Here is a 21,001-nt window from a genome sequence, read left to right as displayed (position 1 = left end):
TGGATGTGCTGTCGTGGTTGGCCCCGCTGGGGGGGGGGCATTTCCGGGGGCGCTTCGCATATTTTGCGCAAGCAACGCAATTGTAAAAAACGCGCGGGCTGGGCTGCGCGCACGTTTCTGTGGGGGTAACTGTAGCGCCGGACAGGCAAAGGTCCACCGCCATGTGATTTTTGGTTAGCCCTGCGGGTAGCCGATGCCCCTCAGCGTCGTGCGGATTTCGTCCAAGATCGCCGGGTCGTCGATGGTGGCAGGGGTCTTGAAATCCTCCCCATCGGCGATCTTCACCATCGTCGCGCGCAGGATCTTGCCCGAGCGGGTCTTGGGCAGCCGGTCCACCACCACGGCCTTTTTGAAGGCGGCGACGGGGCCGATCTGCTCGCGCATCCGGGTGACGCATTCGGCGACGATTTCCTCATGCGGGCGGTCGACACCCTTGGTCAGGCAGAGAAACCCGACCGGCATCTGTCCTTTAAGCTCATCGCTCACCCCCACAACCGCGCATTCCGCAACATCGGGGTGCCCGGCCAAGACCTCTTCCATCGCGCCGGTCGACAGGCGGTGGCCCGCGACGTTGATCACGTCATCGGTGCGCGCCATGATCCAGACATAGCCGTCCTCATCAATTCGCCCCGCATCGCCGGTCTCATAATAGCCGGGGAAGGTGGTGAGATAGGATTTGCGAAAGCGGTCTTCGGCGTTCCAGAGCCCCGGCAGGGTGCCGGGGGGCAGGGGCAGCTTGATGGCGATGGCGCCCAACTCTCCGGCGGGCAGTGGGTCGCCGCGCTCATCCAGAATTTGCACGTCATAGCCCGGCATCGGCACGGTTGGGGAGCCGACCTTGACCGGCAGCGCCTCAAGCCCCGCCGGGTTGCCGACGATGGTATAGCCGGTCTCGGTCTGCCACCAGTGATCGTAGACCGGCTTGCCCAGTTTCTCCTGCGCCCATTCGACGGTATCGGGGTCCGCCCGCTCCCCCGCGAGATAGAGCGCACGCAGGCTCGACAGGTCGTATTTCTTGATCTCCTCGCCATCCGGGTCTTCGCGTTTGACGGCGCGGATCGCGGTGGGGGCGGTAAAGAAGCTCGCCACGCCATGCTCTTCGATCACCCGCCAGAAGGTGCCGGCATCGGGCGTGCCCACGGGCTTGCCCTCGAATACGACGGTGGTGTTGCCCGCGATCAGCGGCGCGTAGCAGATATAGCTGTGCCCCACGACCCAGCCCACGTCTGATGCGGCCCAGAACACCTCCCCGGGTTCGACGTTATAGATGTTTTTCATCGTCCAGTTCAGCGCCACCAGATGTCCCGCGGTGGGCCGCACCACGCCTTTGGGCGCGCCGGTGGTGCCAGAGGTATAGAGGATATAGGCCGGGTGGTTCCCCTCAACCGGAACGCATGGGGCCGGGCGCACGCCGTCTTGGGCGGCGTACCAGTCGATGTCCCGCTCGGGGTTCAACTCACAGGGTTTCTGGCCGCGTTGCAGGATGATGCAGGTGTCGGGCTTGTGTGTGGCCTGTTCGATGGCCCCGTCCAGCAGGGGTTTGTAATCGACCACGCGCGATGGCTCAACCCCGCAAGAGGCGGCGATGATCGCCTTGGGTTTGCAATCGTCGATCCGCACCGCTAACTCGCTTGAGGCAAAACCGCCAAAGACCACCGAATGGATCGCGCCAATCCGTGCGCAGGCCAGCATCGCCTCTACCGCCTCGGGGACCATGGGCATATAGATCACCACGCGGTCGCCTTTCTCGACCCCTTGGGCCACCAGCGCCCCGGCGAGCGAGGCGACATGGGCCTGTAGCTCGCTATAGGTCAGGGTCGATTTATTGCCGGTGATCGGGCTATCATAGATGATCGCGACGCGGCTGCCGTTGCCCTGTTCCACATGGCGATCCACAGCGTTGTAGCAGGTGTTCACACTGGCATCCGCGAACCACTCATAGATATGGTCGCCTCGGTCAAACAGCGCGCGCGTCGGCGCGATGTCCCAGTCGATCGCCTCTGCCTGCTCCAGCCAATAGGCTTCCGGGTCGGCCTTCCAGCGGTCGTAGGTGTCGCGGTATCCCATGGTGTTCCTCCTCCTGTTGCACTGTGCGGCAAACCCGCGGGCCGGGTATAGCTGTACTGGCGCGCAAATATTTCCATTCACTCTGGCCGCTTAGAAAGAATTCGGCAAGCGGATCGCTATTGTTCCTGTCAGTTGCGGCGCGTCATGCTAGATTATCCCGAAACCCTATTTCTTTTGGAGCCTGCCCACATGCGTCTCGCCCTTTTTTTGCCCCTTGCCTCTTGCCTCGCCATGGTTGCCGCGCTGCCGGTGGCGGCGCAGGACCGTTCGTTCAACTTCGCCCTGCGTGGCGGGGTGGGGGCGGCACCGGATTATCCGGGCGCCAGCAGCTATCGCGCGACGCCGGATTTGGCCTTTACCTTTGGTTCGCTGGAGTGGGGAGGGCGCAAAATCGGTACCAACATCGGCGAAGCGCCCAAAACCGGTTTCGGCTTTACCGGCGCGTTCCGCTATCTGGGCGAGCGTGACAGTTCCGATCACCCCGAACTGGCGGGGCTTGAGGACATCGACGCCGCGGTCGAACTGGGCTTTGGCGTGGTCTACCGCGAGGTGAACTGGCAGGTCTTCGGCAAGGTGCGCCGTGGCTTTGGCGGCCATGAAGGCGTGACCGGCGAAATTGGCGCCGACGTGATTTTCCGCCCGGATGAGCGTTGGACCATCACCGCAGGCCCACGTTTCAGTCTTGGCAATGACACCTATGCCGACACCTATTTCGGCGTCGACACGGCCACTCCGACCCTGGCGGCCTATGAGGCCGAGGGCGGTCTGCTGGGCGCGGGCGTCGAAGTGCAGGCGACCTACCGTCTAGATGATGCATGGGCGCTTGAAGGTGCCGTGGCCTATCAACGCCTGCTGAATGACGCCGGTGACAGCCCGATCACGCAGGCCGGTTCTGATGATCAATGGACCATGCGCTTCGGCGTCAGCCGCGCGTTCAACTGGCGGTTCTAAGCGACATTGCGCCGCCTCTCGGGGCGGCGCGCCTTTTGCGACATCTCGGTCGAAAACGGATCAGTTTGCGGCAGGATTCTTGTCATGATGAAGCTAGGCGCGGCATGATGCCAGCGCCCCTCGCATGACAAAGGGCCCTACCATGGGTGACAAAATCGGCAACAAGAAGAAGCAAGCCAAGGCCGCGGCAAAACCCGCCGCCAAGGCCCCGTCCTCCGTCGCGGACATCAAACCCGCCACGCCCCGTAAATAAGCAACGCCCGAACACGCAGCGCCGTCCCCAAAGGGGGCGGCGTTTTGCTTTGGGTTCAACCGTAATGCGCGACCGGTGTGCCCGCGATGGCGCCCACGTTGAGCAGCCCGCGCGCAGTGATCGAGGGTGAGACGATATGCGCCCTATTGCCCATCCCCATCAGGATCGGCCCGACCTCAAGCCCGTCACCCTTCATTTTCAGTATGTTGCGCACGCCCGAGGCTGCATCGGCATGGGCGAAGACCAGCACATTGGCGGCCCCTTCCATCCGGTTGCAGGGCAGCAGCCGCGCGCGCAACTCGGCATCGAGCGCGGTGTCGATGTTCATCTCGCCTTCATAAACGAAATCATGGTTGCCCGCGTCGAGGATTTGCAGCGCCGCGCGCAGCCGCTTGCCCGACCCTTCGCCCTGATTGCCAAACTGGCTTTGTGAGCAAAGCGCGACTTTCGGCTCAATGCCAAAGCGCCGGACGTGGCGGGCAGCCCCGATGGCGATCTCGGCGATCTGTTCGGGGGTGGGGTGCAGATTCACTTGGGTGTCCGCGATGAACAGCGGTCCGTCTTCGAGAATCATCATCGACAAAGCGCCATGCGGGCGGAAACCGTCGCGGCCCAGCACTTGATTGACGTAGTTGAGGTGCCAGCCAAATTCGCCAAAGGTGCCGCAGATCAGGCTGTCGGCCTCTCCGCGGTGCACCATGACCGCGCCGATGGCGGTGGTGTTGGTGCGCATGATGGCGCGGGCGATGTCGGGGCTGACGCCGCGGCGGCACATCAGGCTGTGATAGGTCTCCCAATAGTCGCGGTAGCGCGGGTCGTTCTCGGGGTTCACCAGATCGACGTTTTGACCCAGTTGCAGGTTCAACCCGGCCTTTTCGATGCGCCGTTCGATCACTTCGGGGCGGCCAATCAAAATGGGCCGTTCCACCGTTTCTTCGATGATCGCTTGGGCGGCGCGCAGAACGCGTTCGTCCTCGCCCTCGGCAAAGACCAGACGGCGGGGGGAGGAGCGGGCGGATTCAAAAACCGGGCGCATAATCAGCGCCGATTTGAACACCGACCCGTCGAGTTTGCGTTTGTAGGCGTCGAGGTCTTCGATGGGCCGCGCCGCCACGCCCGTCTCCATCGCGGCCTTGGCCACGGCGGAAGAGACCACGCCAATGAGGCGCGGATCAAAGGGTTTCGGGATCAGGTATTCCGCGCCAAAGGTCAGCTGCTCGCCCTGATAGGCCGCTGCCGCCTCGGCACTTGTCGTGGCGCGGGCGAGGGCGGCGATACCGTCGATACAGGCGATCTTCATCTCGTCGTTGATCGTGGTCGCGCCCACATCCAGCGCACCGCGGAAGATGAAGGGGAAGCACAGCACGTTGTTGACCTGATTGGGAAAATCGCTGCGCCCTGTGGCGATGATCGCGTCCGGTGCCACGGCACGGGCCACATCGGGCAGGATTTCTGGCGTGGGGTTCGCCAGCGCGAAGATGATCGGGCGTTTGGCCATCTTCGCCACCATCTCGGGCGAGAGCACACCGGGACCGGAGAGGCCGAGGAAGAGGTCGGCCCCGTCGATCACATCATCCAGCGTGCGCAGGTCGGATTTCTGCGCATATTCGGCTTTGCTGGGGTTCATATCCTCGGTCCGGCCCTCATAGACCAGCCCGTTGATGTCGCAGAGCCAGACGTTCTCGCGCTTCACGCCGAGTTTCAGCAGCATGTTGAGGCAGGCGATGCCCGCCGCCCCGCCCCCGGTGGAGACGATCTTGATGTCCTCGAAACGTTTGCCCGCCACGTGCAGCGCGTTCTTGACCGCAGCGCCGACGACGATGGCGGTGCCGTGCTGGTCATCATGGAAAACGGGGATGTTCATGCGTTCGCGGCAGATCTTTTCGACCACGAAGCAGTCGGGCGCCTTGATGTCTTCGAGGTTGATCGCGCCAAAGCTCGGCTCCATCGCGCAGACGATCTCGGCCAGTTTCTCGGGGTCGGATTGATCAAGCTCGATGTCGAAACAGTCGATATTGGCGAATTTCTTGAAGAGCACGGCCTTGCCCTCCATCACCGGTTTCGAGGCCAGCGCGCCGATATTGCCCAGCCCCAACACCGCAGTGCCATTGGTGACCACGGCCACCAGATTGCCGCGCGAGGTATAGCGGGCGGCGGTGTCGGGGTCGTTCTTGATCTCGATACAAGCCTCGGCCACGCCGGGCGAATAGGCGCGCGCCAGATCGCGGCCATTGGCCAGCGGTTTGGTCGCGCGGATCTCCAGTTTCCCGGGCCGGGGGTGTTCGTGGTAATCCAATGCAGCTTGGCGCAGGTTGGGGGTGTCGGACATCGTTTATGCTTCTCCCGAATAATGGTTTAGCGTTAAACTAATTTTCGCGCGCAAGCAAAGCGGCATTTGGGTGGGTCTGTTTTCGCGGCGGGTGGCTTTGCCCCAGCGTCGCCCTTGCGGGCCATTTTACGCAGGCTTTATGAGGCGATTGAGGTGACATGTGGTTTTGCATCGCACAGGGCGGGGCAATTTTCTATAGTCCGAGAAAAGGGAGAGCCTAATGACTGATTTGCGCGACGCGGCTGTGCTGGTGCGGGAAAACGCCCATGCGCCCTATTCGAATTTCAAGGTCGGCGCGGCGATCCGCACCGCGTCGGGCGCGGTGTTCAGCGGCTGCAATGTCGAGAACGTCGCCTACCCGCAGGGGACCTGCGCCGAAGCCGGGGCGATTGCCGCCATGGTCGCGGCGGGCGAGCGTGAGATCGCCGAGGTCTATGTCGTAGCGGGCAGCGATATGCCGGTGACGCCCTGCGGCGGTTGCCGCCAGAAACTGGCGGAATTCTCGGGCGGGGATGTATCCGTGACCATGGCCACCGTGGCGGGCAAGGAACAGCAGACCACCATGGGCGAGTTGCTGCCGGGGGCCTTTGGCGCTGCCCATATGCAGGGTTAACCGCATGAGCGCGCGGGACATTCTGGCGCGGCTGCGCCATGGTGAGGCATTGGATGCAGAAGCGCTGACTTGGATGGCCGGGGCGCTGGCCGATGGCCGTGTCAGCGACGCGCAGGCCGGGGCCTTTGCCATGGGCATCTGCCTTAATGGCTTGGACCAGCCGGGCCGCGTGGCTCTGACCCTTGCGATGCGCGATTCGGGGCAGGTGTTGGACTGGGACTTGGACGGTCCCGTGCTCGACAAACACTCCACCGGCGGCGTGGGCGATTGCGTGTCGCTGATCCTTGCCCCGGCGCTGGCCGCCTGCGGGGCCTATGTGCCGATGATCTCGGGCCGGGGCTTGGGGCACACGGGCGGCACGCTGGATAAGCTAGAGGCGATCCCCGGCGTTAGCACGCAGTTGGAAGAGGCGAAGTTTCGCGCGGTCGTGCGGGACGTGGGCTGCGCCATCGTCAGCGCCAGCGGCGACATCGCCCCGGCGGACCGGCGGCTTTATGCTGTGCGGGACGTGACCTCGACTGTGGATTCGCTCGACCTGATCACCGCCTCGATCCTGTCGAAAAAGCTCGCCGCCGGGCTGGATGGGCTGGTGCTCGACGTGAAGGTCGGCTCGGGCGCTTTCATGAAGGAACTGTCGCAGGCGCGTGCCTTGGCCGAAGCGCTGAGCGGCACCGCCACGGCGGCGGGCTGCCCGACGACGGCGGTGATCAGCGATATGAACCAGCCGCTGGTGCCGAGCCTTGGCAACGCGCTGGAAGTGGCCGAGGTGATGCGGGTGCTGACCGGGGCGGTGACGGGGCCGATCCTTGACGTGACGTCTGAATTGGGCGGCGGGCTTCTTGCCAATGGCGGTCTGGCCGCGACGGCTGAGGCGGGTGCCGACGCCCTGCGCGCGGTGGTCGCCGATGGCCGCGCGTTGGAGCGTTTCTCCCGAATGCTCAGCGCCATGGGCGCACCTGCCGATTTCGCCGAGAACTGGGGGCGCATCCTGCCCAAAGCCCCTGTGATCCGAGCGGTCCCCGCGCCGCGCGGCGGCTACGTTAGCGCGATCGACGGCGCGGCACTCGGCATGGCGGTGGTCAATCTCGGCGGAGGCCGGGTGGTCGAGGCAGACCAGATCGACCCGGCAGTAGGCCTGTCGGAAGTGCTGCGCTTGGGCGATGAGGTCCGTGCGGGCCAGCCCTTGGCACTGATCCATGCGGCGGGGGACGCGGCGGCGGATGCGGCAGAGGCGGCGGTTCTGGCGGCGATCACGCTTGGTGACAGGGCGGTTGAAACGCCGGATTTGATCTTGGAAAGGATCGGCTGATGGGACGTGCATTCTTGGTCGTGATCGACTCCGTGGGCATCGGCGGCGCGCCGGACGCGGGGGATTTCTTTAACGGCGATCTGCCGGACACCGGGGCCAATACGCTGAGCCATATCGCGCAGGCCTGTGCCGCGGGAAAGGCCGAAGAGGGGCGGAGCGGAGCGCTTGCGCTGCCCAATCTCGACCGGCTCGGGCTGGGCGCGGCGCTGACGCTGGCCAGCGGGATGGAGGCGCCGGGTCTGGGTGCTGCGCCCGAAGGACGCTGGGGGGCTGCGACGGAGGTTTCGCAGGGCAAAGACACCCCCTCCGGCCATTGGGAATTGGCGGGGTTGCCGGTGCCGTGGGCCTGGCATTACTTCCCGGATAAGACGCCGGCCTTTCCCGAAGACCTGACCGCAGAGGTCGCCCGACTGGCGGGCACCGATGGCATTTTGGGCAATTGTCATGCCTCCGGTACGGCGATCATCGAACGGCTGGGGGCAGCGCATTGCGAAAGCGGCTGGCCGATCTGCTATACCTCCGCCGACAGTGTTTTTCAGATCGCCGCCCATGAAGAGACCTTTGGCCTCGACCGTTTGCTGAAGCTTTGCGAAGACATCGCACCGCGCCTGCATGAGATGAAGGTGGGCCGTGTCATCGCGCGGCCCTTCACCGGCGAACCGGGCGCATTCCAGCGCACCGCGAACCGGCGCGACTATGCCATCACCCCGCCCAAACCGGTGCTGACCAATTGGGTGCAAAACGCCGGGGGGCGGGTCTATGCGGTGGGCAAGATCGGCGACATTTTCACCATGCAGGGCATCGACGAGCTGCGCAAAGGGCCGGATGCCAAGCTGATGGACCATCTGCATGATCTGGTGGATAAGGCCGAAGACGGCAGCCTGACCTTTGCCAATTTCGTGGAGTTCGACAGCCTTTATGGTCACCGCCGCGATGTGTCGGGCTATGCCCGCGCACTGGAATGGTTCGACACCGAGATTGGCAAGGTCATCGCCGCGCTGCGGGACGGTGACATGCTGGTCGTGACGGCGGATCATGGCAATGATCCCACTTGGGCGGGCAGCGATCACACCCGCGAAAGGGTGCCGGTGCTGGTCGCCGGAACCGGGGCAGGGGAGCTGAGGCAGATCGGCTTTACCGATGTCGCAGTCCTCGTCGCCGGGCATCTGGGGGTAAAGGTGCCAGCCTAGCCGCGCAGCCTTTGCTTGCGAGCGGGGCGCTTGTGCGGCTAGAAGCGAGGCAAATAAAGGAGCCTGCCGCATGACCGATACCCCCAATCATCTGACGATCGTCGACCATCCGCTGGTGCAGCACAAGCTGACCATCATGCGCGACAAGGACACGCCCACAGCAGTGTTCCGGCAATTGCTGCGTGAGATCAGCCAGTTGCTGGCATATGAGGTCACGCGCGGCCTGCCGATGACGACCAAACGCATCGAAACCCCGATGCAAGAGATGGACGCGCCGACGCTCGATGGCAAAAAGCTTGCGCTGATCTCGATCCTGCGGGCGGGCAATGGTCTGATGGACGGGGTGTTGGAGCTGATCCCCTCGGCCCGGGTCGGTTTTGTCGGTCTGTATCGTGACGAAGAGACACTGCAGCCGGTGCAATATTACTTCAAGGTGCCCGAAGGGCTGGATGATCGTCTGGTGATCGCTGTGGACCCGATGCTCGCCACCGGCAACTCCTCGGTCGCGGCGATTGATCTGCTGAAACAGGCGGGCGCCACCAATATCATTTTCCTCTGCTTGCTCGCCTCGCCCGAAGGCGTGGCCACGATGAAGGAAGCCCATCCCGATGTGCGCATCGTTACGGCCTCGCTGGACGAAGCGCTGAACGAGAAGGGCTATATCATTCCGGGTCTCGGCGACGCGGGCGACCGGATGTTTGGCACCAAGTGATCGGGTAAGATCAGCAATTTAGCGCGCGGTGCTTTACTCAGGCCGCGCGCTGATGCATCGTTCTACCAGATAGTGTGGGGGCATTAGATGACATTTACAAAAAGTATTGCCATGGCAGTGATCGTGGCCGCTTTGGGCGTCGGCGGATCGCAGACGCAGGCACAAGACAGCCGCAGCCAGCCAGCCGAATTTCCGCCGTCCTCTTACAAGGGCAAGCAATATGTAGACAGCGCGGGATGTGTGTTCATCCGCGCAGGGATCGATGGCAATGTGTCATGGGTGCCGCGCATGAGCCGGGCACGGGATCAGGTCTGTGGGTTCCAGCCCACCAATGGCGTTCAAGTAGCAGCGGCCTCGGCGGCCAAAGCTGCCGAAACGGTTCCAGCCAGCGCCGCGCCGCCATCGGCCGAGCCGACCCGCGTTGCCGAAGCCTCTGCCGCCCCAGGAAAGACGCGCAAAGCGCCGGTCGCCCGCCCCGCACCGCAAAAAGTGGTCCGCCGTGTGGCCCCCGCACCAATCCGAACAGCCGCGCCCAAGGTCGTGCGTCAAACCGCGCCGCGCCCTGTGCCTGTGGTGCCAAGCAAACCCGTGGCTCTGGCCGCGCCAGCGCCAACTGGGTTTGCCACTGCGTGTCCTGCGGCATCGCCTTTGTCGCAGCGCTATATGCGGCGCGGCGATGGGTATACTGTGCGCTGTGGCCCGCAGGCCGAGCCTATTACGGGCCGTCTTGCTCCCTCTGGCCCGCAGCGCGCTACGGCGCCGCAGCCCTACCGCAGTGCAGGTATGATGCCGGGTGTTGCAGGCGCTCCGGCGCGGATTGTCGCGCCTCGTGTGGTTGCTGCACCGGTTCCAAGCGCACCGCCCGTCAAAGCCGTGAGCGCAAGAACGCGTATCGTGCCTAAACATGTGGCGATCAACCGTCAGAACACCACCAACGTGAAAGTGCCGCATGGCTACAAGAAAGTTTGGGAAGACGATCGCCTGAACCCGCACCGCGCCGAGCAGACCTTGAATGGCCGTGCAGACATGTTGCTGATCTGGACCCAGACGGTGCCGCGCCGTTTGGTGAATAAGGCGACCGGGGAAGACGTGACCGCTAAAGTGCCGCTGATCTACCCCTACCTCGACATTGAAACTCAGCGTCGGAAACTCGGGGTGGTCAAAATCGTGGAGCGCGACGGGCAGGTGGTCAAACGGGTTATCCGCTACCGCAATGCCGCGCCGGTTCATCGTGATGCACGCCCGGTTAAGGCCAAGCCGGTCTATTCCAGCCGCTCGGCCTCGGCCACGCAAACGACCTCTAAGGCGGGATACGTTCAGGTTGGTGTCTTTGGTAGCCCCGCCAACGCACAGCGCGCCGCGCGTGAGATTTCAGGCATGGGATTGCCCGCCCGCATTGGCAAGCAGACGCGGGGCGGCAAGACCTACCACAGCGTTCAGGCCGGTCCCATCGCGGGCGGGTCGGTTCAATCAGCGGTTAGCCAACTGCGCCGCGCGGGCTACCGGGATGCCTACCTGCGCCGCTGAGCGAATTGAAATGAGGACAAAAGGCCAGCCGCGGCATTGCTCGGCTGGCCTTTTTTGTGGGTCTGTTAAAGTTTCTTATCCGCCGCAGATATTTTGCAGCCGCAGCCAATCAGCGTCTGACAGAAGTGGTGCGGTAAGCTTGCCGTTCATCGGGTCGCCTTCGATCAGGGGCAGGGTGGTTTCGCCAGTGATGTCACGCGCGTAAGCATAGGGTTTGCTGCGCAGCTCTGCCTTGGCAAAACGCGCCAGCTGTGTGTCGACCTGCGGGGTCGCGGACGGGCGCAGCAGCAATTGTTCGGCGTAGGCGTCAAGCGCCTCGGAAGAGATATCGCCGGTGGTCAGCAGGCGGAAATTTTCGCGCAGGCCGACGGCTTCGAGCAGGGCGCGCAGCGGGTCATGTTCCATCCGCGCGACATCTTCGGTCAGCACATAGCCTGCGGCAACATCGGGTTCTTCGTGATCCTCTAGCACCGCACGATCAAGCACGATAAGGCGTCCGGGCAGATGTAGGCTGGCGCGGGTCATATCAGGTAGGATCGCCACGCGCCCAACGTCCAAACGGTTCGATAGCCGTGTTAATGCGGCACTGCCCCCGGCGCTTTCGCAGGCTGGGCCAGAGACCCGTTCGAGCCGTTTCAGCAGCGCGGTTCCAAGCGAGGCGCGTTTTACATCCGGCACGACTTTGATCGCATGATCGCGCAGCGCGCCGGGCATCCAAAACAACGCGAGTGCTGCCACCACGGCCATCGATGCCACCATGCCCACCCAACGCAAGCGGCCCGGTTTTGGACGGCTGCGGTTGATCGCGCGGCGCAGCTTTTCGATCGCTTCGATCATGTCGGTTTCGTTGTCGGGCAGCTCCAGCGTTTCGCCCGGATCACCGTCAGGATGATAGAGCGCAGGCAGTTGGCCCGTGTTGGCCCGTTCAATCGCCGCCAGCGACCAATGGGTGAGCGCTTGATCCTTGAGATCGCTAATCACCAGCGTCGCATCGCCGATAGAGACGATCACCTCGCGCCGCTGCGCATCGGGCGTGGCGCGCCAAAGGCCCGTCGCTTCGAGCCGGGCGTATTTTGTCAAGGCGGTCATGGGGTTCTGCTGCGGGCCTGTCAGTTTTCGCCACTCTACCACGCGCTGCGGGATCAGCAATGGGAGGTGACATAATGCGCGCGCGTTAGAGTGTTGCAGCCCGCTTGCGCAGTTCGAATTTCTGGATTTTCCCGGTGGAGGTTTTGGGTAAGTCGTCAAAGATTACGCGTTTTGGGGTTTTGAACCCGGCAAGCCGCTCGCGGGTGAAGGCAATTAACGCGTCTTCGGTGGCGTCCGCCCCGGGCTTTAATTCAACAAAGGCGCAAGGGACTTCGCCCCATTTGTCATCCGGCTGGGCCACAACGGCGGCAAGATTGACCGCCTCATGCCCCATCAACACGCCCTCGACCTCAACGCTCGAGATATTTTCTCCGCCTGAGATGATGATGTCTTTGGCGCGGTCGGCGATCTGGATGTAACCGTCTGGGTGCTGCACCGCGATATCGCCGGAATGGAAGTACCCGCCCGCGAAGGCTTCGGCGGTGGCCTCGGGGTTCTTGAGGTAGCCTTTCATCACCGCATTGCCGCGGATCATAATCTCGCCCTGCGATTTGCCATCGCACGGGGTCTGGGCCATCTGAGGGTCAGTGACGGTGATGTCTTCCATCATCGGCATGGGGATGCCTTGGCGCGCTTTGATCGCGGCGCGTTCGCTTTCTGACAGCGCGTCCCAATCCCCTTGCCAGAGGCATTCCGTGACATGGCCGAAGGTTTCGGTCAGCCCGTAGACCTGTGTGACGTTGAAGCCGAGCTTTTCGATCTTCGACAGGGTCGCGGGGGCAGGGGGCGCGCCAGCGGTGAAGACCTCGACAGTGTGATCGAAAGCGCGGCGGTCTTGTGCGGCGGCATTGATCAACATGTTCAGCACGATCGGCGCACCGCCGAAATGGGTGACGCCGTGATCGGCAATGGCGTCATAGATCGCACCCGCCGTGATGTCGCGGCAGCAAACCAGTGTGCCGCCCAGTAGAGGCATCATCCATGTGTGGTTCCAGCCGTTGCAGTGAAACAGCGGCACGATCTGCATAAAGACCGGGCGCAGCACCATTTGCCAACTCACCACCGTGCCCATGGTCATCAGGTAAGCGCCACGGTGGTGATAGACCACGCCCTTGGGCCGCCCCGTGGTGCCAGAGGTATAGTTTAGCGCAAGGCTTTCCCATTCGTCTTGTGGCATGAGCCAATCAAAGGCCGGATCGGCCTCTGCCAGCATGTCTTCGTAAAGCGGATGCCGCGTGGTTGCGGGATGCCCTGCTGCAGCGTCAGGCACTTCGATAATCGCGGGGGGCGTGCCCTCCATCTGGGCGCAGGCGGTTTCGGCAAGGTCGATGAATTCGCTGTCGACCAGCAGCACCGCCGCACCGCCATGATCAAGGATGTAGGAAACCGTTCCGGCATCAAGACGGATGTTGATGGTGTTCAGCACCGCACCACAGGCAGGCACGCCAAAATGCGCTTCGGCCTGTGCGGGCAGGTTGGGAATTAACGTGGCCACTACATCGCCCGGTGTGACGCCCATCTTGGCAAGAGCCGAAGCCAGCCGGGTACAGCGCTCATGGTACTGCGCATAGTTTACCCGGTGATCGCCATGGATCACCGCTGTCTGATGGGCAAAGACCTGCGCCGCGCGGCGTAGATGTGACAAAGGCGACAGCGGTACATAATTTGCCGCGCATTTTTCAAGCCCGCGCTCATCCGTCATCCACCCCATGCGACCCCTCCCAAGGCATTGGTTGCGATTTGGGGTTGAGTATTGCTGTCAGGACGTGACTTTGAAAAGAGGGCAGGAAGTGAAAAGGAGGGCAGATGCAAGACGCAGCGGTGAAATCGGGGCTGGCAGCGCTTTGCGCGGTGAGCGGTATGGCGGCTTTGGGGCTGACGGATAATTTCGTCCCCTTCATTACTGAGCGCGGTTCGCTTTGGCAGTTTCATTTCGTGCGCGGTGTCATGGCCGTGGCCTTTCTGATGGTGCTGGCGGTCTTGGGTTTCGGCATTCTCCGGCCCCGGCGGTTCTGGGCTGTGGCGGGGCGTAGCCTGTTTCAGGCCGGTGCCATGTTGATATATTTCGGCTGTCTGGCATTCCTGCCCATCGGGGTGGTGGTGGCAGGGCTCTTCACCTCGCCGCTCTTCGTGCTGATGATCTCGGCCCTGTTTCAAGGCAAGCGCGTCGGCCCGTGGCGGTGGGGCGCGGTAGTCGTCGGCTTTGCCGGGGCGTTGATGGTGATCCGCCCCAACCCAAGCGATCTGGATCCCATCGCCTTTCTGCCCCTGCTGGCCGGGGGGCTTTATGCGATTGGTGCCGTAGCCACGCGGGCGTGGTGCGAGGGCGAAAGTACGATGGTCATGACCGCAGGGTTCTTTGGAATGTTGGCGGTGATGGGTGCGATTGGCGTTCTGCTGCTGCCGGGGGCAGAGGTGACGGGGGCCGAAGGCTTTGTCAGTCGCACATGGGGCCCACTTGACGGGCCAATGTGGTTCTGGATCGCGGTGCAGGCGGCGGGGTCCTTGGTGGGGATCGGGCTCTTGGTGCGCGGCTACCAATTGGGCGAGGCCGGTCATGTGGCGATTTTTGAGTATTCGCTGCTGATCTTCGCCAGTTTCTGGGCCTATGTCCTTTGGGATCAGCAGGTACCGCCGCTGGCCTTTGCGGGCATGGCGTTGATTGCACTGGCGGGGGCGGTGATCGCCCTGCGCAGCGAAGAGCCGTCTACCTTGCGCGCGCCGGAGGCGGTGGAGTGATCATCAGCCGGGGCCGAAGCTATGTCTTTGTGCATATCCCCAAGACCGGGGGCACCTCGCTGGCGCTGGCGCTAGAGGGGCGGGCGATGAAGGACGATCTGATGCTGGGCGACACGCCAAAAGCGCTAAAGCGACGGCGGCGGTTGCAGAGGGTGCAAACGTCGGGGCGGCTATGGAAACATTCCACGCTTTCGGACATCGACAGGCTGGTGTCGGCGGATGAACTGGACGGGTTGTTTTGCTTCACGTTGGTGCGCAACCCGTGGGACCGGGTGGCGAGCTATTATCGCTGGCTGCGCAGGCAGGGGTTTGATCATCCGGCGGTGGGGCTGGCCAAGGCCACGGATTTCGCAGGGTTTCTGCTGCATCCGCAGACGCAGGCGAGTTTACGGGCGTGGCCCGCGCGGCGGTATATGAAGGATGCGGCAGGTCGCGAGCGGTGCGACCTTTATATTCGGTTGGAGCATTTTGCTAAGGATGCGCAGCCGTTGTTTGAGCACTTGGGGTTCGCGCTGGAATTGCCGCTGGTGAATGCCTCAGAAGGGGCGGTAGCCTATACGCCTGAGTTGCGCGACGTGGTGGCAGATATCTGCGCCGAGGACATCGCGCGGTTTGGCTACGCTTACCAAGGGCACTAGGCCCGGGACAAGCCGCAGGCGTCAGGCCATCGCCTGCCCGCCCCCGGGTAGGCGATTTGGTGAGGCTGGGTGCGACAGTGAAAGCGCACATTATGGTTGAGATATAAAGTGGTATAAGGCCCCGTCGGGTCGCCGACCCGAGGGCAGGCGATGGCCCGCGTGGCAATAAAAAAGGGGCGCCGAAGCGCCCCTTTCCCTTACGCCGCCTTGGCGTCCGGGTTGAACCGACCGTAAAAACTCTGGTTCTTCTGTGCCATCTCGCGCAGAAGTTCAGGGCAAGCAAACCGCTCACCAAACTTTTCGGTCAACTGATCACAGCGCTCCGCCGCATAGGGCGCGCCGATCATATCAAGCCAGCTCAGCGGGCCACCGGACCAAGGCGCAAAGCCCCAGCCAAGGATCGCGCCGACGTCACCCTCGCGGATGTCCATCAACACGCCTTCTTCCAGCGCGCGCACGGCTTCCAAGGTCTGCGAGAACAGCAAACGGTGCTGCACTTCGATCAGATCGGGCTGTTCCTCGGCCACGGGGTACTCATCCCCCATGCCCTGCCACAGACCCTCGCGCTTGCCCTTAGCGTCATAGCTGTAGAAACCGGCGTTGGCCTTGCGGCCCAGACGGCCCTCGGCCTCCATCCAGAAAACCAGCGGGTCGATATCGTCGTTGGGATAGTCTGCCCCCATCGCCGCCTTGGTCGCCCGGGCGATCTTGGCGCCCAGGTCGATCGAGGTCTCATCCATCAACTGCAGCGGGCCGAGCGGCATGCCGACGAGTTTCGCTGCATTCTCGATCAGCGCAGGCTCGACACCCTCCTGCACCATCCGCACACCTTCGTTGATGTAGGGAATAATGCAGCGGTTGGCATAGAAGAAGCGCGCGTCGTTGACCACGATCGGCGTCTTGCGGATCTGGCGCACGTAGTCGAGCGCCTTGGCCACGGCCCGGTCGCCGGTTTCCTTGCCTTTAATGATCTCCACCAGCAGCATCTTCTCAACGGGCGAGAAGAAGTGAATGCCGATGAACTGCTCCTGACGGCTCGACGCCTTCGCCAGATCGGTGATGGGCAGGGTCGAGGTGTTGGAGGCAAAGATGCAATCCTCGGGGATCACCGCTTCGACCTTCTGGGTCATCTCGGCCTTGACCTTGGGGTCTTCAAAGACCGCCTCGATGATCAGGTCGCAGCCCTTCAGCGCGTCCAGATCGGTGGTCGCAGTGATCAGGTTCAGCGCGGCCTCTTTCTTCTCCTCCGTCGATTTCTTCCGGGCGATGCCCTTGTCGAAATAGCTCGCGGAATAGGCCTTGCCCTTGTCGGCGGCTTCCTGCGTCTGGTCGATCAGCACAACCTCAATGCCCGCCTGCACCGAAACCAAGGTGATGCCCGCACCCATCATGCCTGCACCCAGAACGCCCAGCTTCCTGACACGCTGGTCCGGCACGCCTTCGGGGCGCACGGCACCTTTCTCAAGCGCTTCTTTGTTGAGGAAAAGCGAGCGGATCATATTGCCTGAGGAGGGGTTCATCAGCACATTGGTGAACCAGCGCGCCTCGATTTTCAGAGCCGTGTCGAAAGGCACCAGCGCGCCTTCATAGACTGCCGAAAGCAGTGCTTTGGCCGCAGGATAGACACCCTGTGTCTTGCCGTTGACCATCGCATTGGCGCCGACGAAGGTCATGAAACCCGCCGGATGATAAGGCGCGCCACCGGGCATTTTATAACCCTTAGCATCCCACGGCTTCACCAGATCGGCATCCTTGGCGTTCAGCACCCAGTCGCGCGCTGCGGCCATCGGGTCTTCGCTGACCTCATCAACGATCCCAGCCTTTTGCGCGGCGGCAGGGGCGACCATTTTGCCTTCCAAGAGGAAGGGCGAGGCCGCCATGGCACCTAGCTTGCGCACCATCCGCGTGGTGCCACCGGCCCCGGGGAAGATGCCCACAAGGATTTCCGGCAGGCCGATCCGCGCCTTGGGGTTGTCCGCCGCAAAGGTGCGATGCGTCGCCAGCGGCAGTTCCAAACCAATGCCCGCGGCGGTGCCGGGGATCACACAAGCCACGGGCTTGCCGCCCTTGTTGGTCTTGGGGTCCATGCCCGCGCGCTCGATCTTGCGCAGCAGAGCGTGCATCTGCATCGTGCCCTCGAACAGACCCTTGGCCGGATCGTCGCCTGCGTCTTCCTTCATCTTGGCCAGCAGGTTCAGGTCCATCCCTCCGGCAAATGACCCTTCCTTGCCCGAGGTGATCACGATGCCCTTCACGGCGTCATCGGCCAGCGCGTCTTCGATATGCTTTTCCAGATCGCGCAGCCCGTCAAAGGACATCACGTTCATGCTTTTGCCCGGCACGTCCCATGTGATCGTGGCGATGCCGTCGGCGTCTTTGTTCAAAGTAAAATCGGTCATTCTCTTGCTCCCTTACGCGGCTTACACGCGCTCGATGATGGTGGCGGCACCCATGCCGGAGGCGATGCAGAGCGTGGCGAGCCCCACTTCCTTGTCGGCGCGCTCCATCTCATCGAGCAGAATGCCGATGATCATCGCCCCGGTGGCGCCGAGCGGGTGGCCCATAGCGATGCCGCCGCCGTTTACGTTCACCTTGCTGTCGTCCACATCAAAGGCCTGCATGAAGCGCAGGACCACGGCGGCAAAGGCTTCGTTGACCTCAAACAGATCGATGTCGCCGATGGTCATGCCGTTGTCCTTAAGGATCTTCTCGGTCACTGGAACGGGACCGGTTAGCATGATGGTGGGATCGGTGCCGATCTTGGCGGTGGCGCGGATGCGGGCGCGGGGCTTCAGCCCGTGCTGCTCGCCGAACTCCTTGTTACCGATCAGGACTGCGGCGGCGCCGTCGACGATGCCCGACGAGTTGCCCGCGTGGTGGATGTGGTTGATCCGCTCCAGATGGGGATATTTCATCAGCGCGACCTTGTCGAAGCCGGGCATGACCTCACCCATCTGCTGGAACGCCGGGTTCAGGCCGCCAAGCGACTGCATGTCGGTCTGCGGGCGCATGTATTCGTCACGATCAAGGATCGCGAGGCCGTTCTGGTCGCGCACGGTGATCACGGATTTGTCAAAGCGGCCTTCTTCCCAAGCCCGCGCCGCGCGCTGCTGGGACCGCATGGCCAGTTGGTCGGCCTCGTCACGGGTGAAACCGAACTCGGTGGCAATGATATCGGCCGAAATACCCTGCGGGACGAAGTACTTTTCCATCGCCAGCGTCGGGTCCACGGCAATCGCAGCGCCATCGGCCCCCATCGCCACACGGCCCATCATCTCGACACCGCCGGCGATATAGCCATTGCCCGCGCCGCCTTTGACTTGGTTGGCGGCCAAGTTCACGGCCTCCATTCCGCTCGCACAGAAACGGTTGATCGCAAGGCCGGGGATGCGCTCGTCCAGGTCGGACGCCAGCACCGCCGAGCGCGCCAGACAGCCGCCCTGTTCCATGACTTGGGTCACGTTGCCCCAAATCACATCCTCAACGGCGTGACCTTCCAGATTGTTGCGCTCTTTCAGGGCATTCAGGGTCAATGCCGACAGCCGCAGCGAGGTGACCTCGTGCAAAGCGCCGTCCTTGCGGCCCTTGCCGCGGGGGGTGCGCAGGGCGTCGTAGATGTAAACGTCTTGGGTCATGTTCATGTCCTCTGGGATCAAGCGCGGTCAGCAGGGCTGCCGGGCATCAGGTCGTATGGGGCTTTCCAGCCCGGTGTTTCGCTCAGACGCGTGAGCCACGCGTCGATATGGGGCCAGTCGCTGCGGTCAAAGCCAAAGGGCTCGGGGTAATAGAGATACCCACAGCAGCTTAGGTCCGCGTTTGTTAGGTCGTCGCCCACAATCCAATCGCGGCTGTCGAGATGGTCGTTCAGCACGGCGTAGGCCGCTTTGAGCCGGCCTTGGTTGAACCCAATGACTTCGGCGGGCCGTTTGTCTTCGGGCAAGAAGTTCATCAAGAAACGGGTCATCCCTGCAACGGAGCTGAGCTTGTGGTTATCCCATAGCACCCACCGCAGGATTTCACGGCGTTCCGTCGCGTCGCGGCCGCCGAATTTGCCTGACTTTTCCGCCACGTAATCCTGAATGACACCCGATTGCGTGAGCCGCAGATCACCGTCGATCATCACCGGCGCTTCGCCCATATTGTTGATCTGTTCGCGGTAGTCCGGCTGCCGCGTCTGGCCGCCGAAGAAGTCGACCTTCACCGGCTCCCAGTCCAGACCCGAAAGTTCAAGCGCAAGCGCCGCCTTATAGGCGTTGCCGGATTCGCCAAAGCAATAAAGTTGAATGGTCACGTGTCACTCCTCCTCAAATGTCATCGCCCGCTGCACCTTCGGACGGTATTTGTAAAAGGATGAAGGGGGGCAGAGTGGGCCTTATCTTCATCCTTTCTTAAATACCTCTGCGCTGCGCTTTCGGCACGCGCGCGGTCAAAGGCTGCGCGCGATCAGTTCCTTCATGATTTCATTGGTGCCACCATAGATCCGTTGCACCCGCGCGTCGGCCCACATTTCACCGACGGCATATTCTTGCATGAAGCCGTAGCCGCCGTGCAGTTGCAAACAGGCATCGAGCACTTCGCCTTGGGTGTCGGTGAGCCAGTATTTCTGCATCGCGGCCTTATCGACGGTCAACTCGCCGCGCAGGTGTTCGCTGATGCATTCGTCGAGGAAAGCACGCGATACGGCAGTCTTGGTTTTCACTTCGGCCAGTTGAAAGCGGGTGTTCTGAAACTGTGTCAGCGGGCCGCCGAAGGCTTCGCGTTCTTTGCAGTATTGAATCGTGCGCGCTACTGCACCTTCCATGGCGCCGACCGCACCGCAGCCGATGATCAGGCGCTCTTGCGGGAGTTGTTGCATCATCTGGTAGAAGCCTTGGCCTTCGTCTTGGCCGAGGATGTTTTCTGGTGGAATTTCGACATTGTCGAAGAACAGTTCCGAGGTGTCGGCGGCGTGAAGGCCGATCTTGTCAAGGTTGCGGCCGCGCTGGAAACCCTGCGCGCCGTCGGTTTCGACGACAACGAGCGAGACGCCTTTGGAGCCTTCCTTGGGGTCGGTCTTGGCCGCGACGATAATCAGATTGGCGTGCTGGCCGTTGGTGATGAAGGTCTTTTGGCCCGACAGCTTATAGGCGTTGCCGTCGCGGATCGCCTTGGTTTTGATGCGCTGCACGTCCGATCCGGTGGAGGGTTCGGTCATCGCCAGCGCGCCGACCAGCTCGCCCGAGACCATCTTGGGCAGCCAGCGTTTCTTCTGGTCTTCGGTGCCATAGGCGAGGATGTAATGCGCCACGATGCCCGAGTGGATGCCGTGGCCCCAAGAGGCGAGGTTGGCGCGCGAGCCTTCGATCAGGATGGCGGCTTCGTGGCCGAAATCACCGCCGGCACCGCCGTATTCTTCGGGCACCGAGGGGCAGAGCAGGCCGAGTTCACCCGCCTGTGCCCAAGTCTCGCGGTCCATCTGACCTTGCTTGCGCCATTTCTCGAACTTGGGCGCCCATTCGGCGTTGATGAACTGCGCCGTCATATCGGCGATCATCTGGTGTTCGTCGGTCATCCAACTGGATGTCTTGCCTTGCGTCATCCGCCC

17 protein-coding genes are annotated in these 21,001 nt (G+C 62.6%); 9 read left to right on the top strand and 8 right to left on the bottom strand.

Annotation, left to right across the window (positions count from 1 at the left end; all coding sequences use genetic code 11):
• Nucleotides 1–174: 174 nt before the first annotated feature.
• A complete protein-coding gene (locus ACSQ16_RS15930) occupies nt 175–2,067 on the bottom strand; it encodes a propionyl-CoA synthetase (RefSeq protein WP_243262396.1) in 1,893 nt (630 codons plus the stop codon).
• Nucleotides 2,068–2,256: 189 nt separating this feature from the next.
• Here ACSQ16_RS15930 and ACSQ16_RS15925 point away from each other — a divergent pair, with 189 nt between their 5' ends.
• A complete protein-coding gene (locus ACSQ16_RS15925) occupies nt 2,257–3,018 on the top strand; it encodes a MipA/OmpV family protein (protein WP_243262397.1) in 762 nt (253 codons plus the stop codon).
• A gap of 142 nt (nt 3,019–3,160) precedes the next feature.
• A complete protein-coding gene (locus ACSQ16_RS15920; protein ID WP_067267274.1) occupies nt 3,161–3,271 on the top strand; it encodes a malic enzyme in 111 nt (36 codons plus the stop codon).
• 55 nt (nt 3,272–3,326) lie between these two features.
• Here ACSQ16_RS15920 and ACSQ16_RS15915 read toward each other — a convergent pair whose 3' ends face one another.
• Nucleotides 3,327–5,600, bottom strand: coding sequence for an NADP-dependent malic enzyme (locus tag ACSQ16_RS15915; RefSeq protein WP_243262399.1), 2,274 nt, complete (start codon nt 5,598–5,600; stop codon nt 3,327–3,329).
• A 220-nt stretch (nt 5,601–5,820) separates the two neighbouring features.
• Here ACSQ16_RS15915 and ACSQ16_RS15910 point away from each other — a divergent pair, with 220 nt between their 5' ends.
• The 5 genes from ACSQ16_RS15910 (at nt 5,821) to ACSQ16_RS15890 (ending at nt 10,951) form a co-directional block, all read left to right on the top strand.
• On the top strand, nt 5,821–6,213 hold the full coding sequence (locus ACSQ16_RS15910; protein WP_093926962.1) for a cytidine deaminase: 393 nt from the start codon (nt 5,821–5,823) through the stop codon (nt 6,211–6,213).
• A gap of 4 nt (nt 6,214–6,217) precedes the next feature.
• Nucleotides 6,218–7,522 carry a thymidine phosphorylase gene (locus tag ACSQ16_RS15905; RefSeq protein ID WP_243262400.1) on the top strand — a complete coding sequence of 435 codons (1,305 nt, stop codon included), beginning with the start codon at nt 6,218–6,220 and terminating at the stop codon, nt 7,520–7,522.
• A complete protein-coding gene (locus ACSQ16_RS15900) occupies nt 7,522–8,712 on the top strand; it encodes a phosphopentomutase (RefSeq protein ID WP_243262402.1) in 1,191 nt (396 codons plus the stop codon). Before ACSQ16_RS15905 ends, ACSQ16_RS15900 begins: the two co-directional genes overlap by 1 nt.
• Nucleotides 8,713–8,782: 70 nt before the next feature.
• Nucleotides 8,783–9,424, top strand: a complete 642-nt coding sequence (upp, locus tag ACSQ16_RS15895; protein WP_093926959.1) for a uracil phosphoribosyltransferase — start codon at nt 8,783–8,785, stop codon at nt 9,422–9,424.
• Nucleotides 9,425–9,511: 87 nt separating this feature from the next.
• Entirely contained in the window at nt 9,512–10,951 is a 1,440-nt protein-coding gene (locus tag ACSQ16_RS15890) for an SPOR domain-containing protein (RefSeq protein ID WP_243262403.1), read from the top strand.
• Nucleotides 10,952–11,026: 75 nt separating this feature from the next.
• Here the strand turns inward: ACSQ16_RS15890 and ACSQ16_RS15885 are convergent, their stop codons facing one another.
• Both ACSQ16_RS15885 and ACSQ16_RS15880 read right to left on the bottom strand, forming a co-directional pair.
• On the bottom strand, nt 11,027–12,040 hold the full coding sequence (locus ACSQ16_RS15885) for a hypothetical protein (RefSeq protein ID WP_243262404.1): 1,014 nt from the start codon (nt 12,038–12,040) through the stop codon (nt 11,027–11,029).
• Nucleotides 12,041–12,125: 85 nt separating this feature from the next.
• Nucleotides 12,126–13,751, bottom strand: coding sequence for an AMP-binding protein (locus tag ACSQ16_RS15880; protein WP_243262405.1), 1,626 nt, complete (start codon nt 13,749–13,751; stop codon nt 12,126–12,128).
• 95 nt (nt 13,752–13,846) lie between these two features.
• Between ACSQ16_RS15880 and ACSQ16_RS15875 the strand changes: the two genes are divergently transcribed.
• Both ACSQ16_RS15875 and ACSQ16_RS15870 read left to right on the top strand, forming a co-directional pair.
• On the top strand, nt 13,847–14,779 hold the full coding sequence (locus ACSQ16_RS15875) for a DMT family transporter (protein ID WP_243262406.1): 933 nt from the start codon (nt 13,847–13,849) through the stop codon (nt 14,777–14,779).
• On the top strand, nt 14,776–15,417 hold the full coding sequence (locus ACSQ16_RS15870) for a sulfotransferase family 2 domain-containing protein (protein WP_243262407.1): 642 nt from the start codon (nt 14,776–14,778) through the stop codon (nt 15,415–15,417). The genes ACSQ16_RS15875 and ACSQ16_RS15870 overlap by 4 nt, the downstream gene beginning before the upstream one ends.
• A 197-nt stretch (nt 15,418–15,614) precedes the next feature.
• Here ACSQ16_RS15870 and ACSQ16_RS15865 read toward each other — a convergent pair whose 3' ends face one another.
• The 4 genes from ACSQ16_RS15865 to ACSQ16_RS15850 form a co-directional block, all read right to left on the bottom strand.
• Nucleotides 15,615–17,816, bottom strand: coding sequence for a 3-hydroxyacyl-CoA dehydrogenase NAD-binding domain-containing protein (locus ACSQ16_RS15865; protein ID WP_243262408.1), 2,202 nt, complete (start codon nt 17,814–17,816; stop codon nt 15,615–15,617).
• Nucleotides 17,817–17,837: 21 nt separating this feature from the next.
• Nucleotides 17,838–19,052, bottom strand: coding sequence for an acetyl-CoA C-acetyltransferase (locus ACSQ16_RS15860; RefSeq protein WP_243262409.1), 1,215 nt, complete (start codon nt 19,050–19,052; stop codon nt 17,838–17,840).
• Between the two features lie 17 nt (nt 19,053–19,069).
• On the bottom strand, nt 19,070–19,708 hold the full coding sequence (locus ACSQ16_RS15855) for a glutathione S-transferase family protein (RefSeq protein WP_243262410.1): 639 nt from the start codon (nt 19,706–19,708) through the stop codon (nt 19,070–19,072).
• Between the two features lie 135 nt (nt 19,709–19,843).
• The gene (locus ACSQ16_RS15850; protein WP_243262411.1) at nt 19,844–20,995 is read right to left on the bottom strand and encodes an acyl-CoA dehydrogenase family protein; all 1,152 of its coding nucleotides are present in this window, start codon (nt 20,993–20,995) and stop codon (nt 19,844–19,846) included.
• Nucleotides 20,996–21,001 lie beyond the last annotated feature (6 nt).

It is taken from the genome of Sulfitobacter sp. SH24, assembly GCF_965641895.1.
GTDB classification, from domain to species: Bacteria; Pseudomonadota; Alphaproteobacteria; order Rhodobacterales; family Rhodobacteraceae; genus Sulfitobacter; species Sulfitobacter dubius.
This window is presented reverse-complemented; position numbering and strand designations above follow the sequence as displayed.